Source organism: Sphingobacterium sp. ML3W, assembly GCF_000747525.1.
Taxonomy (GTDB): Bacteria; Bacteroidota; Bacteroidia; order Sphingobacteriales; family Sphingobacteriaceae; genus Sphingobacterium.
This window is the reverse complement of the sequence record NZ_CP009278.1, coordinates 2,116,779-2,131,193: the sequence shown is the minus strand read 5'-3', so window position 1 is coordinate 2,131,193 and position 14,415 is coordinate 2,116,779. Positions and strand designations below refer to the sequence as shown.

At 36.3% G+C, this 14,415-nt stretch carries 12 protein-coding genes and 2 pseudogenes; 4 read left to right on the top strand and 10 right to left on the bottom strand.

Annotated elements, in window-relative coordinates:
* Positions 1-24 precede the first annotated feature (24 nt).
* From KO02_RS09175 to KO02_RS09165, 3 genes are all read right to left on the bottom strand, one after another.
* Complete coding sequence (locus KO02_RS09175; RefSeq protein ID WP_038697723.1) at positions 25-1,761, bottom strand: alpha-L-rhamnosidase C-terminal domain-containing protein; 1,737 nt, start codon at positions 1,759-1,761, stop codon at positions 25-27.
* A gap of 211 nt (positions 1,762-1,972) precedes the next feature.
* Positions 1,973-2,440 carry a hypothetical protein gene (locus KO02_RS09170; protein WP_038697721.1) on the bottom strand — a complete coding sequence of 156 codons (468 nt, stop codon included), beginning with the start codon at positions 2,438-2,440 and terminating at the stop codon, positions 1,973-1,975.
* A 175-nt stretch (positions 2,441-2,615) separates the two neighbouring features.
* The gene (locus tag KO02_RS09165; protein WP_038697719.1) at positions 2,616-3,290 is read right to left on the bottom strand and encodes a YceI family protein; all 675 of its coding nucleotides are present in this window, start codon (positions 3,288-3,290) and stop codon (positions 2,616-2,618) included.
* 155 nt (positions 3,291-3,445) lie between these two features.
* Here KO02_RS09165 and KO02_RS09160 point away from each other — a divergent pair, with 155 nt between their 5' ends.
* The 4 genes and pseudogenes from KO02_RS09160 to KO02_RS23245 all read left to right on the top strand — a co-directional run.
* Positions 3,446-3,811 carry a winged helix-turn-helix transcriptional regulator gene (locus KO02_RS09160; protein ID WP_038697717.1) on the top strand — a complete coding sequence of 122 codons (366 nt, stop codon included), beginning with the start codon at positions 3,446-3,448 and terminating at the stop codon, positions 3,809-3,811.
* 150 nt (positions 3,812-3,961) lie between these two features.
* Positions 3,962-4,159: pseudogene (locus KO02_RS23255) on the top strand (integrase core domain-containing protein); the annotation flags it as partial.
* Positions 4,160-4,209: 50 nt separating this feature from the next.
* Positions 4,210-5,330, top strand: a protein-coding gene (locus KO02_RS23250) for an IS3 family transposase (protein ID WP_410528205.1) whose coding sequence is annotated in 2 segments (ribosomal slippage) — positions 4,210-4,459 and positions 4,459-5,330 — 1,122 coding nt in all. Because the reading frame shifts where the segments join, the coding sequence is not laid out codon by codon here.
* 152 nt (positions 5,331-5,482) lie between these two features.
* Positions 5,483-5,698 (top strand): annotated as a pseudogene (locus tag KO02_RS23245) (IS66 family transposase); the annotation flags it as partial.
* A gap of 185 nt (positions 5,699-5,883) precedes the next feature.
* On the opposite strand, the gene KO02_RS09145 reads toward KO02_RS23245, so the two are convergent.
* From KO02_RS09145 to KO02_RS09110, 7 genes are all read right to left on the bottom strand, one after another.
* On the bottom strand, positions 5,884-6,285 hold the full coding sequence (locus tag KO02_RS09145; RefSeq protein ID WP_038697713.1) for a hypothetical protein: 402 nt from the start codon (positions 6,283-6,285) through the stop codon (positions 5,884-5,886).
* Between the two features lie 189 nt (positions 6,286-6,474).
* Positions 6,475-7,068, bottom strand: a complete 594-nt coding sequence (locus tag KO02_RS09140; protein WP_235212376.1) for a nucleotidyl transferase AbiEii/AbiGii toxin family protein — start codon at positions 7,066-7,068, stop codon at positions 6,475-6,477.
* A gap of 65 nt (positions 7,069-7,133) precedes the next feature.
* A complete protein-coding gene (locus KO02_RS09135) occupies positions 7,134-7,622 on the bottom strand; it encodes a transcriptional regulator (protein ID WP_038697709.1) in 489 nt (162 codons plus the stop codon).
* Positions 7,623-8,085: 463 nt separating this feature from the next.
* On the bottom strand, positions 8,086-9,120 hold the full coding sequence (locus KO02_RS09130; RefSeq protein ID WP_051959837.1) for a hypothetical protein: 1,035 nt from the start codon (positions 9,118-9,120) through the stop codon (positions 8,086-8,088).
* A 929-nt stretch (positions 9,121-10,049) separates the two neighbouring features.
* The gene (locus KO02_RS24110) at positions 10,050-10,859 is read right to left on the bottom strand and encodes a hypothetical protein (protein WP_235212375.1); all 810 of its coding nucleotides are present in this window, start codon (positions 10,857-10,859) and stop codon (positions 10,050-10,052) included.
* A gap of 275 nt (positions 10,860-11,134) precedes the next feature.
* Positions 11,135-11,593, bottom strand: coding sequence for a hypothetical protein (locus tag KO02_RS09115; RefSeq protein WP_038697704.1), 459 nt, complete (start codon positions 11,591-11,593; stop codon positions 11,135-11,137).
* Between the two features lie 677 nt (positions 11,594-12,270).
* Positions 12,271-14,301 (bottom strand): right-handed parallel beta-helix repeat-containing protein, encoded by a 2,031-nt coding sequence (locus KO02_RS09110; protein WP_038697702.1) that lies wholly within the window; start codon positions 14,299-14,301, stop codon positions 12,271-12,273.
* Positions 14,302-14,415: the final 114 nt, after the last annotated feature.

The window sequence follows — 14,415 nt, the reverse complement described above, 5'->3', positions numbered from 1 at the left end:
ATTTTTTTAAATTGATGAAGTACTTCATTGTATAATCTTAACTTCTTTAGGTGCTTTAATGACCGATTTTACACGACCATTTTCCATTACATGCTTCACGTGTATCAGCCCATATGGTGTCGGGAAAGTTCCCTCCGCCCAAGTCAGATCACCGAGATGAGGTTTTACCGTATAGACCTTTCCCCCTGGTTCAGCCACCTGAATCCCGAGTATATGTGAAGACATCCAAGCCGTTGGACCTGAAGCCCATCCATGTGCTAGACTGTGGCGTAGACCAAGGTAACAATAAGCACCAAAATCAGCATGTATATCTGTTTTCCCCTCTGGAACCAATTCGTCTATGCGCGCAGCATTGGGCAGCCAATCCATATTAAAATCTTCCCAAAATGTAGTCGCTCCCAAATCCAGCATCGCACCCCAATAAGTCGAAATGATGTCCATTGCCTCTTGGTATTTACCCGCTTTCGCCATCGCTTCAAGCATGTAATAACCATAGAAGGTTGAGAAATTCTTGGCGCCACCCACTGCGAGTACATCTGTATACGCAGTGTTTGCATCCATCAATCCCACTAATGATAGCAATGCAGCCGCTTGTTTCGAATTGTTATGAGCCGGAACTTTTTTCCGCATTTCAGCAACAGTTTCATCACATAATTTTTTTGAGCTGCGGTCATTTAAAACTTCAAAAAGAAAAGAAGCGTTTTCCAGTGATTTAATGGTTAGTGCCTGAAGACCTGCGTGGACAGCAATACTATCTTCACTTGATGGCCAATCTAAAAATCGAGCACCATCCATCTGTTCTGTACCATCGACAACCTTTCCAATGATCTGCTTGACCAATCCTTGTAAATAACCTTGTTGCTCTGCTAGATAGGCTTTATTGCCATGATTCATATACCAATCATAATGTAAGATGATCCACCACATCGAGTAACTACTGTGTCCAGACATCCAACTTGGCAGCGGAGTCGATTCTTTCGCCAGATCTAGACTCTTAGGTACAACATCGTTAAAGCCAAATACGGCATTTACGGTTGCCACTTCAGGATGAAGATCTCCGACCCAAACCAGGCGGTCTCTTTTTATCCCATCCCATAAATAATCTTGCATATTGATGTGTACGGTATAAGCCCCCACCTCCCATATTTTATTAAGTCTTTCATCACTACTTTTAAAACTCCCTAAATACGGGACATCGCGATAAGTAGCAACAGCTCGTACCTCTCTTAAATGTAACTCAGCATTAGGTTCTAGAAAATCAATACGGACAAATCTGAATCCAGATTCTCCAGAACGGTTACGACCTAGCCAAGGCACTTGCATCGTAAAATCACGTAAGGCATGGTCATTTGTCGCTCCTTTGACGCCAATTTCCGACATCGCTTCACTTACAGATTCACCAAATCGGATGCGTACACTTTTCGGCAGATTATTACCTCCCCACATGCCCGTAATGATATCAAGTGAAGCGTTCATTTCCTTACCAAAGTCTAGCAATACACTACTTTTACGATGATCTTGATCATTTTTTAAAATAACGGTATGTGGATTATGAAGATTTGCTTGGCCATTACCTTTTCGGAGTAAGTATTCGTCGTGCATCACGTTCCCCTCCTTCCATACGATACGCTCGGGATAGACAAAGGCAGTCGTTAACGGACTGATTTGATCATGCTGGTCGCTTAATTTGGTTTGTGCATGAATTTCAGGAAAACAGGTTATTAAAAATAACAGGCAAATAATCACTGGACTAGGTTTCATAATGGTATAGTTCTAAATGATAAATATATAAATAAATCAAGCGATACTATCCTGCGCTGTCATGAAAAAAGGTGGGATTCAGTGTCTGGGAGACAATTTGAAGTCGTCGATGGACTAACTTCCATCGAGATATGGACATCCTGCCAGCTAACTTTTAAGGAGTTGTCCAAAGATGATCAGCAGTAGATTACTGATTATAAAAACTCTGTAATCAACTACTGTACACATCTAAAAGCATATTTTCTTTTAGACATTTTTCGAGTGCATCTTTATCCTTGATGGCTATAGTCATTTTCTTTCCATCCTTTCTTTCGATAAAAAGCCCATATTCAGCATCAGTAATATAGGCCCATCCGTATTTTTTTGAATGTCGAATACCCCAACCAGCAAAATCTTGCAAAGCTTCCAGTTTTATTACTTCAGTATATTTGATGTTATGCCAGGGTATCCGATTTGAAATAAAGGGTGTAAACCGGTAAGCAATTGCTTCGCTATCTATTTTCAAACTAAGACTGCTAAACCATAAAAAAAATACTAATAAGCCAATTATTAGAGCAATAATCATAAAAGACTGATTCTCCCTATCCCTTATATAGAGGAGCATGAGTAATAGGAACTGAAATACGAGTATGACCAGCATCGTTCTCGGCATTCTTGTCTTTTCATAATAAGTATGCATGATTATAAGATATTGATTTAAGTAGAGCCATTTTCAAGCTAGATGGCAAAACTAATATACAAAAAAACCGTTACAGGCGATGGCCCATAACGGTTCATTTTTGCTAAAAGGCAGGTATTAAGTAAGATAATTATGCTGTTTGCATGTTATCATTACCTGCGCATTCGTTAATTTATTATTTTTTAGCGTTGATATTCAACTCCATATCCACTTCTTGAGAGATCATCCAATCTTTAGGGTCACCCTCTGTTCCGTATGCCAATCCCCAATCTTGTCTGTTGATCGTAAATTTAGATTGTACCGTAACTTCATTTTCTGTTACGCTTACTTTCGCAGGGAAAGTAACATTCACTGTTTTATCTTTGATCGTTAAGTTTCCACTGATGATATTCGTAGCATCAGCGATCACACTTTTATCTTTAGCAGCATCAAAAGCCGTTACAGCAGTAATTTCAAATTTAGCAGTTGGGTATTTTTCAACTTCAAAGAAGTCACCAGTTTTCAAGTGACCATCTAGATCAGCCGCTGTTTTACCACCTGTTTTTGCTGGATCCACTGCACTTTCATCTGTTTTTACAGAGTTCATATCGATCGTAATCGTTGCACCTGTGATTGCACCATCTGCAACAGATACTGTACCTTCACTGTTCAAAGTACCAAATCTTGGATCGAAACCACCTTTATGGTAACCTTTCCATATAATTGAACTCGTTGAATCAACATTAAAAGTTGTACCCTGTTGTTCCGCTACTTGTTGCTCTGTTCCCGTTTGTGCTTTATCACCGTTTGCACCACCACAAGAAGCTAATATTACAGAAGCCAATACTGCTAAAACTGATAATTTTTTCATTTTTATATAATTTCTTTTAATTAAATCTTGTGCAAAAGTAACATAGTGATAGTTTACTATCGTCATCAGTTTCCTTTTTGAAACTGGTTTCCTATAGGAAACTAACTACAGAATCGGTAATTTTACGACGTAATTTTGTCATTCAGTTAAATAAGATGAAGAAAAGTCCAACATTAAAGGATAAACCCGTCTGTAAAGCACGCATGATTGCTATAAAAGATACGATGGAAATATTATCTGGGAAATGGAAATTCCACATTCTAGGTACCCTCATGGTAGGCGGTAAAATGCGTTTTATGGATCTGCTACGTGAAGTCGACGGTATCGCAGCCAAAATGTTATCTAAAGAGTTGCAGGATATGGAAATGAACCATTTGATCAGCCGTACGGTGATGAACACAAAACCCATTACCGTAGAATACGAGGTGACCGAATATGGTCAAACATTAGAACCCATTATTGATGAAATCGCAAAATGGGGAGTGGACTACAGAGAAGCGCTATATAAGAAAACAGAATGATGTTCAGCAACGCTAAATGGCACTCGCGATATAATAAGTTTATTTTCAATAGAATAAATCTAATATTATATTTTCCGCTTCGTTTTCTCTATAGATCCGCGCCCCGTCCTATTGTAGGCTTATTATTTAATCCAGCTGAAGGAAATGAAAGTTTCAAGACCTGGAAAACCAACAGATAATGCGTATATTGAGTCGTTCAATGGGAGCTTTCGTGACGAATGCTTAAACACCAATTGGTTCCTTTCGTTGGAGAATGCTAAGCAGAAAATTAAAGACTGGAGAGACGAATATAACACCTTCAGACCCCATAGCTGTTTTGACCTCCTCCCAAAAAACTGGAGCATTTAAAAGTAGAGAATTCGGGATAGAATTACTAATTTTAAATAGGAGGAAAAACGATGAAAAGATCGAAGTTTACCGAAGCTCAGATCGCCTTTGCGATCAAACAATCCGAGACGGGCACCCGGGTGGAGGAAGTCTGTCGCAAGATGGGCATCAGCGAGGCTACATTTTACAATTGGAAGAAGAAGTACGGTGGCCTAGGAGTTTCAGAACTTCGAAAACTGCGCCAGCTTGAAGAAGAAAATGCTCAGCTGAAAAAGCTTGTTGCCGATCTGAGTTTGGATAAACAGATGTTGCAGGATGTGTTAAAAAAAAAGTATTGAGACCTTCCCAACGAAGAAAAATAGTGAAGGGATTAGTTGCGGACTATCGGGTTTCATTACGGAAAGCATGCGAGGTATCACTACTAAGTACTTCTGTTTGGTACTATAAGACCCACCGTCGCGAAGATCTTCCATTACGTATAAGGATACGTAATATAGCCGAAACACGGGTACGTTATGGACTTTGGCGCGTCTATATTCTTTTACGTCGCGAAGGCTGGTCTGACAACCATAAACGTGTATATCGGATCTATAAGGAAGAAGGTCTGAACTTAAGGAGTAAACGCCCGAGACGCTGCAGAGCAGCCTCTCATCGTTCTGAAAGACCTTCGTTTTCCAATTTACATGACTGCTGGAGCATGGACTTCGTAGCAGATGCACTGTTCGATGGGAAGAAAATCCGTTGCTTAACTATAGTGGATAATTATAGTCGCAAATGCATGGCAATCCATGTTGGACAGGGTATAAAAGGTTATCAGGTTGTAGAAGTTCTGGAAGAACTGAGGTTGTTTAAAGGAACTAAGCCAAAGAAAATTCAAGTGGATAATGGGTCTGAGTTTATATCAAAAGAAATGGACAGGTGGGCCTACGAACAAAAAGTTGAACTTGTCTTTTCAAGACCTGGAAAACCAACGGATAATGCGTATATTGAGTCGTTCAACGGAAGCTTTCGTGACGAATGCTTAAACACCAATTGGTTCCTTTCGTTGGAGGATGCCAAGCAGAAAATTGAAGACTGGAGAGACGAATATAACACCTTCAGACCCCATAGCTGTTTAGGGGATTTAACACCTGAAATGTTTATTGAAAATCAGGTCAAAATAGCAAATTTTTCTACTTTACAATGTCCCTGAAATTGGGAGGAGGTCAGTTTAGGGGATTTAACACCTGAAATGTTTATTGAAAATCAGGTCAAAATAGCAAATTTTTCTACTTTACAATGTCCCTGAAATTGGGAGGAGGTCAGTAATATCACCGCCCCATTTTATGTAAAGCTTTACATAAGCTAGGACGCAAAAACTACCTCTTTGCAGGAAGCCCTGAGGCGGCCAGGCGTGCAGCAATGATCTATTCGTTCTTCGCTACCTGCAAAAAACATGAGGTCAATCCTTTCAATTGGCTAAAGCATAACCGGCAGAATATAGCGTCCATAAACCACAAAAATTTAAAAGACCTATTCCCGCAGAACTATAAAAAATTCATCGAACAATCAAATATGTAGTTCCTAGGCTGGATACGTAAAGTGCATCTCTTTTTTTGTTCCATATTCATTGTCATATGGAAACAAAAATAAAAGATATACAAAAGTTGTCAAGATGCGCTAAACCGGGCGGTTACGAAAAACTGACACAAACAAAAGAAGATGCTTTTAGACACCCTCTTTTGCTTTCTTTACTTTTCACATCATTACGAAAATATCCAGTCACCATTCTTAAACAAGCCTGCTAATAGCATCAAACCAAAGCTAATTATGTAATATACAATGATTACAAAAATTGGGTGAATACCTTTACCCAATTCTCTTTCTCTGTTCTCATATTCCTTTACAATATTCTTATAGCGACCATTAAGGAAATAATACATCAAAATTAAAAGTACCAGTACTAATGCGAAAGGATATTTATATTCCTTCTTAAAAGAAATATAAATAACCCCGAAGCCCTCTAAGACAAATGAAATCGTGAAGATATTAAACATTATACATACAACTACAAAAATAATTCCGCCTAAGGCAGGCATGTCATCAAAGTTTTTTGACCGGACAGCTAATTGATAACTTTTGTAAAACAAATAATTATATACTCTCATAAATATTTTTATCGCATTCGATTTTCAACATAATTGTAAAACTTGTCTCCCCAAATATAATCAGCCACACCTATCCCTGTGGCTACTCCCCAACCTACAACTGGAATAAAAGCAGCACCTGCTGCTACACCAAAAACTGGAGTTGCTACCTTTGAGTGGAGACAGATTTACGAAATAAAGAATTTTATGTTAAGTTGCAATTCCATTTATTGCCTCCTCAAAATCAGCTTTAATAAACTCCCAGTATTTACCTTTAAAACATATAGGGTCAAAATCGTTATCTGCGTTTTCGAATTTTATTAGATTTTTCAATATTTGGCTTCTATCCTGAGAATATGGGTAACGTTGTTCATGTAAATCAATCATTTTTGAGATTGAATATTGCTCCAGTAGTTCATGCAGATCCCAAAAATCCTTTTTGCGTCCACCTCTTTGGATAACATCTATTTTCATGGCTATAATTTCCTCAATTGATGCTAAACGGATATTATCCTCTTCAACGAAATCTTGAATAAAAGAATCAGTGTAAAAAATATCTAGTTTAACAGAATTACCAATATCAGTCCCAATCGTATAAGACCTCCCCATTGCAGGAGTAATATTTGACAAATAATCTACGTAAGGAAATGAACTCTTTAAGTAATTGTCAATTGAATCAAAATCTAAAATTCCATATTGGACATCGGAGAAAAGATCAATATCAATAGATTCTCTATGCCCCAAATGCAAGCTTAAAGCAGTACCTCCCACCAAACGAAAAGACGAAAATTCATTTGCTTTCATCAATGTCAATAATGTACTTCTTAACAGCTCATTAACTGTATTGTAGTATAACATATGTGCACACGTTAATGTTTATGTAATGACATTGGTTCTGTTATTCGTTCAACCAAAGCGTTTTGAATCTTATTATCTCCATAAAACCTTGTTATCTCATTTTGCTCTTCTTGACTACCACGTTCAAAAACACGTTGAATAACTGCTTTAGATTGTTTTTGCCAATCAATTTTATTCATATCTGTATCCCAAAAAAGAATTTTTCGTAAGATATTCAAATTTGGTTTTTCGCCATGTAAAAAAGTGTCTTTAGCCCTTTCAATATCATAATATGTTTGCAGCAAGGCAAAAGTTCCCTCTTCAATACCTAGCGCTTTATCAACCTTCAATGACAAAGGTACTGGAATCCCTCGCTTGCCTTTAATGATCGCATTGAAAATCTGTCTGTGCGTATCTATAGAAAGTGCAAACGGACTTGGTTTAATGGCACGCTTCTTAAGTTCTCTTTCTAAGATAATACCAGGATGAATCCCTTTAAATCGTTCTAAACTTCTTTCCATAAAACAAATGTAATCAATTTTGATTACATTTTGAATATTATTTGTACTCCGTAAGATTACCAAGCCCCGTCATAACGCAAGCCCAATTCTTGATTGACTGTATCCTTTGCTTAAAATGACTTTGCAGCTCTCATTATTATCAATTTTCTACTTGTTAATACTTCAGTTTTTTGAAGGGACAGCAATCTGGTTTAAAACACCTTCCGTTATAAAGACCTTGCATAGTTTCCTCTTTGAACCATTCAATACGGCGAAGCCCTCTTGAATTCAACTAATAACGAACACGAATGAAATCTCGTCTTTCATGACCATACCCTTTGAATAATTAAATATATAAAATCTTATCAAATTATTCCGTTGACACAGTTTGCGTTACAGTCTCGATAAAACAGATAAATCAATTACAAAGACACAAAAAAACCGACTGGTCACAATCGGTTCAATATATCTTATCGTATTCTTATTATAACTTCTCAATTTCAGTTATTGAAAGGCCAGTAGCTTTAGCAATTTTCTCTTTATCAACACCTACTTCAAGCATCATGCGAGCTGAATGGCATGCTTGCTTATGAGCTTCTTCCAATATCGTTTGAAGTTTCAATTCTAATGAATGCTTTTCCTCTGCAATCCTTTTCTTTTCTGCAACAATCTTAGCGCGCTCTTCGAGCCCTTTCTCAATTCCAGCTGACATTCCAGCCGACATTCCAGCTTCTCTTTCTTGTTTTTTAATTATTTCTATAACTCCCATGTTGATAGCGCCTCCAGACACTTGGTAAATATATGAATCAAAATTATTGTTTATTGTTTCATCTTGTATAAAGATAAAGCTTTTTAAGAAAAATAAAAAATGCATAATACGCTCTTTATCATATTTCTTACTCGCCAATAGTGCGCGAACGATCGTGCTTCGATCTTCTGCCAACTCCTCTTCTGCAACCTTACCTTCTAGTAATGCCTTTTGACAGGCTACTACAATATAAGCAAAGATATTGTCAAGATCTAGAAGTTCTGTCGCCGAGTTGTCAAAAATTTGATAGGACAGGTATTTGAAATGTATAGAGGTGTGTATCCCCTGTTCCAAATATTCACAAGGCCTACGCTGCTTGCGGTCACCAGTAAAGACTGCAATGGTCTCCACAGGTACGTCAAACTTATCACGAATACGGTAGTGATATTGAAAAATACGATGCGCAAAATCGCAACTATTACCTCCTTCAATCTCGGTATGCACCATAATCCACTTCTCCGTGCCATCTTTCAGGTAAACTTTCGCTAGTAAATCTGCGATACGCTTACCATCTGAACGCTCACGGTCAGGGATAATCTTAAATAGCTCCTTATTCTTAAAGGAGAATCCACGATCAAAATCAAATAACTCTTTTGCATTTGGATACATAAAAAGTAAAAAATCATGAAAATTTTCCTCGAATACGCCTTTGAGCAACTCATCATTCTGCTTACGCGGAATAATGCCTGGATCAGTCTGTCTTGAATTCATAAATTCAGTGAATTGGTTATTACACTAAAGATACAAAACAATATTTATAAAAACTAATTAATTTAGTTTATAATACTAAATAAAACATCATTCAATCGAACATGTAAGTGAAAGAAGTGAGTTCATGAGTACCTTAACTAGAAAATCAAAGCACAAATAATCATACTGGCCTCCAAGCTCGCCCTGAATTTATTCGGTAATTATTTGTTTTATATAACCATCACGTCCCCTTTAATGGGATTCTTTGCCATTATAAATAGCGCTCATGCGAAGCATAAATTATTTTGATCGCTTTTCCTCCTATTTAAAATTAGTAATTCAAGCTCAACTCTCTACTTCTAAATACTCTAGTTTTTTGGGAGGAGGTCATAAAAAAGAAGTGTTTTACACATGTTTTGCTAGGTTTAATCGTAAAATAAAAACCGTTGCCTCCTATGTTAAAAGTAAACTTAATTAACCAGATTTTGGGTAGAGATCAATTAGAAAATATTCCAATAATTTCCTTTCCTAATATCATTCCTCCAAATAGATGAACATAAAAAATCATAGTTAAAAATAAAAAAAGAAATGGAAAAACTATCAACATCCATATTTTGACATATTTATTTATAGCACTTTGAGAAAACTTATCCAAATAATAAGAAAAAGGTTTTCGAGTAAACATTAGATATGTATATAAAAAAATTAAAATAATAATTGCAAAAAAAAATAAATTACTCTTAATAATTTTAAATATAAAAATTTCTGGAAATATATTTGAAATAATTAATAATTTCTCCAGGTATATTATTAGAGGAATTAGAATAAAAAGCTGTACAAGTGTTAAATACATGAAGGATCGAGTAACTGGACTATCATTTTTCTCATCATAAGCTTTATACATTCTAAAGTATAAGTATTCTAGAAATTTCATATATATTAATTTATTATTACCAACTAATTATAACACCACCATTAAGTTGTCTATTTACAATATGTGAAACGCTCTTGCCTGTAAAATAATAAGAGGTTCCCTCCAACGCCAATGCTCCTCCCCCCACGACTAATCCCCAACCAGGCACAACTGAAGCTCCAGTAACTATTGACTGATAAAGATCCCCTGCAGTAAATTGCCTTTCCGCCAATAAACCATATGCTATTCCTCCTGCAGCAACCCAAGGTGCTGCATTAGCTATAAATTTCCCCGAATTTGCAACAACTCCTACTGCTTTAGTACTCATCCTTGCAGTTAATCCAAAGGGAAGTCGAACTGTTGTATTCGATAAATTATACCCTGCCGATATCTTAAAAGTTGTCCCTACTTTAACATATGCTTGAGCTAAATCATTTGCCATAAAAGCCACATCTTTCCAATTTTCACTTAAAAAATTTGACCGTTCAATTCCTTTATTTTCTTGTTGGCTACTTAATCTACTCGAATAATAAGCCACTTGAGACTCAGCTTCTGGCACCCAAGAACCATTATAGTAATTCTGTGTAGAATTAACCAAAATCTCGTTTAGACGAATCGAAAAGTTTGGTCTACTTTCAATATGATTGGACATTTCTTCCCATAACATATTACCTCCTTGATTTTGGTAATACTGTTGAAACGCAACAAAATCATTCGGATCATCGGTATAATAACCACCCGGTATAGAAGACCACATACCGTTGGGATCAATAAGGTTTATCGGACTATTAAGTACATAAGCGTAAGGCGAATAAGAAGCATACCCCTCCGCCAGCGGATCAACCACATTCCACCTGCCTATCTCTGCGTCGTAGAACCTTGCTCCGTAACCAAACGAAGTGATTTCATGAGTACCTTAACAAGAAAATCAAAGAACGAATAATCGTACTGACCTCCAAGCTCGCCCTGAATTTATTCGGTAATTATTTGTTTTATATAGTCCTCATGTTCCCTATACCGGGATTCTTTACCGTTATAAAGCTACTTATTATTTGTATTATTTATCTTCTTTTTAGTGCCTCAAATGAACTCATCACTACGTTCTTCGGTTATTTCCTCCAGCTACAACTTTTTGCTTCCCGAATGGATAAAAACCGAGATACATCCAAATGTATCGAGCTCATGAATACAATTAAATCTAAATTCTAATGAATAATTGTCACGTTGCGTCACATCTACTGCTGTAGCTGTGCCCCCTCGCTTGAGCATAGCCCTGACATTGCCCAGATGATCCGTAAGGTTATAATGGTAGACATAGTTCGTTCCGCTTTTTAAGGCATATCCAACTCCATTGTGGATGATATCGATATCTGCACCTTTATACTCAATGCCCCTTACATAGTCACGACTACTGTTAATCGTTCCAATGGTAGACTTTTTCTGAAGTTTGGTTCCTATGACATCATATATATAGCTAACACTTGTGCTTATCATAGCTTTAGCTGAACGTGTTGGGAAGTGTTGCATCATCTCACCAGAGCTGCTGGCTGATGTTGCTGTTCCATTGTGGATCGGTACCATCCTAATATTTCAGTTGCTGACTGAACTTCGGTGAACTGCTCTTGATCAACCAGCCCCGTTAGTTATAGTTGAAGGTAATCGTATCCAAAAAGGTTGTCTCTGTACCTACTTTACCTAAAGACAGAATATAGCGTCCATAAACCACAAAAACTTAAAAGACCTATTCCCCCAGAACTATAAACAAATCATCTAACAATCAAATTTGTAGTTCCTAAGCCGGAGACCTTATAGTCACTAATACTACCACTAATCCAAGTAGGTGAAGTAACTAAAGGACTTCCTAAAAAACCCATAGAGCCTGTCATTGCCCCCCTAAGCCAGCTATAGGAAATGAAAGTTAAGGCTTGAATCCAAAATATATGGTTAATGATGGTGATAAAACAGATAAATCATTAACAAAGGCAGAAAAAAACCGACTGGTCATCCCAATCGGCTCTTCTATGGGGTGAATTGGAAGATTTAAACCCTTTTTTATAGATAGACCTGCTAGCTGAAGAAAAAAAATGCTTTTATCAACAGCTTATTTGATAAATGCAAATTACCTACGTTTAATTCAGCCTTAATAATTACAATTTCAATCATTATAAAAAATGATTGAAACTGTAATCTCATCCAAGCCATCATATTACTGATGCGCTTATAGTTTAACCTATACTTTAGATCTTATCATTAATACTTTAAACTGTATTCGTTAACTCTCTTAGTACTGCTTGTGTAACAACAGTAAAATTATCTCCAATACCTGAAAATACAGGTGCTGTAATTACAGTAAAAACCTTATTATCTGAACCTCTAATGAAATCCCCAACTTTTGTCCCTTGTGGAGATAAAGCACTCGAACTAGTTACAATAACACCTTTTTCATCCTTGAACAGGATTTGTCGCCTAGATAAATTTCCTGAAATTGCCTCTGGTAATAGAGAAACATTGGTTTTGGATAGGTCCACAGGGAAATTGGCAATAACATTATACCCAATAAAACAATGGTAATTATACTGGCTATTATTGTATTTGAAGCCAATAAATGTCACTCCTGAAAAACTTGAACTTTGGATTACTTTCGTTGCCTCACTCTGATCCAATAGAGAATGATTGTTACTGATATAAAGATTATGACAACCTAGTTCTAATGAAATGCACTCTCCATACCCAGATGTCTTATTAATCCCAGTATTAATGAACTGATTACTTATTATTTTTGAATTCAGTTGTGCCACTACACCTATATTAATATTTTTAAAAATGTTTTCATTGATGATTGCTGAAGTTGTAGTTGTATTATAAGAATGTATACCAGTCTCACAATTATTAAATTCATTATTATTTGCAATCAGTCGTTGGGATTTATTAAAAATACCTATAGAAGAAGTATTTGGTCGGATGGGGCTCTCAATCTTATTATTGGATATGGTAACCTTTCTAACACCCGACTCTAAAGTCAGTCCTGATAATAGGGTATTATTATCAATAACTAGATTATCCGTATAAAATTCAGGTAAATTTGTGTCAGTACTGTTTACGATAAATTCTTTTGCGATATAATTACCACTTATTGCCATATACATACCTCCTGTAATATAAAGACTCCGATCTAAACTCTTATCAAAAGTATTTCCAAGAATCTTTGTGTTCAAATTATTTCTTGAAGTATTTATACCAATATAAACTGCATTTGAAATTTTTGCTTTTTTATGATGAAAAAAGCAGTTTTGAATGGTAACATTTGAAATGGGGCCATTTAAGGATTCCATCAAAATTCCAGAATTTTCATTATCTGAAAACATACAATCTTCTATGGTGACTCCGTCGACAAATGCGCGTCCCGCAACAATGGGTTCAATATCAATCCCACACTGTGGTGCTTTTCCATTTGATTTATCGAAAGTGCAACCTGAAACTCTAATGGTTGACCCGTCCTCAATGGATAAACCCTGACGTCGGTTATTGCTGAAAATACAATTTTCTAAAGTCACATTGCTACAATGTGTGTCTTGAGTAACTCCTGCTTGATTTGCGTTAAGCATCTGTATGTTAACTCCATCACCCCACATGTTTTTTGAAACTACATTGTTTAACAATATATTTCTTGAACCTAAAACTGCGATTCCATAACCCCATTCACCAAGCGTTCCTGTGTGCGAATTTCTATCACCAATTAACTCCAGATCCTTAACAATCACATTTTCTATATTTTCAATTCGAAAAATATTGTAAGCCGGCTGATTATAATCAGCAAATGCTGTAATTTTTGCATTATTACCATAAACAATTGTATTAGATGATAGTGCAACACCACCCTCACCTACTAAATAACCAGTTGCAGTTATTGGCCTACCCATTGCACAGGCTGTTACCTTATAATTTTTATTTTTCAAGAATTCGATATCTTTACCTAAATTCACTGCCTTCTGAATAGGGACCGTATCGTCACTGATGCCATTTCCTCTTGCACCGAAATAAGATACATTAACTTTATCAGAAAATTTATGTTCCAACTTAAAGTTATTTACTACAATTACACTACCACTATCATCAACTTTGGAAGTTGAACTTTTATAATATAATATTGGTGCAGGCGTATCACCACGTTCATAATAACCTAATAAAATCACTCCATCATAGATATCATTTACAAGATCCGAAATTTCAGATGATGTCAAAGCTCGCAGCTCTGCCATAGTACTTTTAACAAGAAATTGATTATTCATAAAGTTTCGTTTAGATTTATAGTTCCTAAAATACTAAAAATAGGTAATTACAATTCACTTCCGTCCTAAATAAATTTTAGGCGCGTGTTTCCCTTGAAACAGTATCTATTTTTA

Bases quoted from the DNA above. Each gene is read 5' to 3' on its own strand.
- KO02_RS09175 (WP_038697723.1), bottom strand. From the start codon at position 1,761: ATGAAACCTAGTCCAGTGATTATTTGCCTGTTATTTTTAATAACCTGT.
- KO02_RS09170 (WP_038697721.1), bottom strand. From the start codon at position 2,440: ATGCATACTTATTATGAAAAGACAAGAATGCCGAGAACGATGCTGGTC.
- KO02_RS09165 (WP_038697719.1), bottom strand. From the start codon at position 3,290: ATGAAAAAATTATCAGTTTTAGCAGTATTGGCTTCTGTAATATTAGCT.
- KO02_RS09160 (WP_038697717.1), top strand. From the start codon at position 3,446: ATGAAGAAAAGTCCAACATTAAAGGATAAACCCGTCTGTAAAGCACGC.
- KO02_RS09145 (WP_038697713.1), bottom strand. From the start codon at position 6,285: ATGAGAGTATATAATTATTTGTTTTACAAAAGTTATCAATTAGCTGTC.
- KO02_RS09140 (WP_235212376.1), bottom strand. From the start codon at position 7,068: ATGAAAGCAAATGAATTTTCGTCTTTTCGTTTGGTGGGAGGTACTGCT.
- KO02_RS09135 (WP_038697709.1), bottom strand. From the start codon at position 7,622: ATGGAAAGAAGTTTAGAACGATTTAAAGGGATTCATCCTGGTATTATC.
- KO02_RS09130 (WP_051959837.1), bottom strand. From the start codon at position 9,120: ATGAATTCAAGACAGACTGATCCAGGCATTATTCCGCGTAAGCAGAAT.
- KO02_RS09115 (WP_038697704.1), bottom strand. From the start codon at position 11,593: ATGGTACCGATCCACAATGGAACAGCAACATCAGCCAGCAGCTCTGGT.
- KO02_RS09110 (WP_038697702.1), bottom strand. From the start codon at position 14,301: ATGAATAATCAATTTCTTGTTAAAAGTACTATGGCAGAGCTGCGAGCT.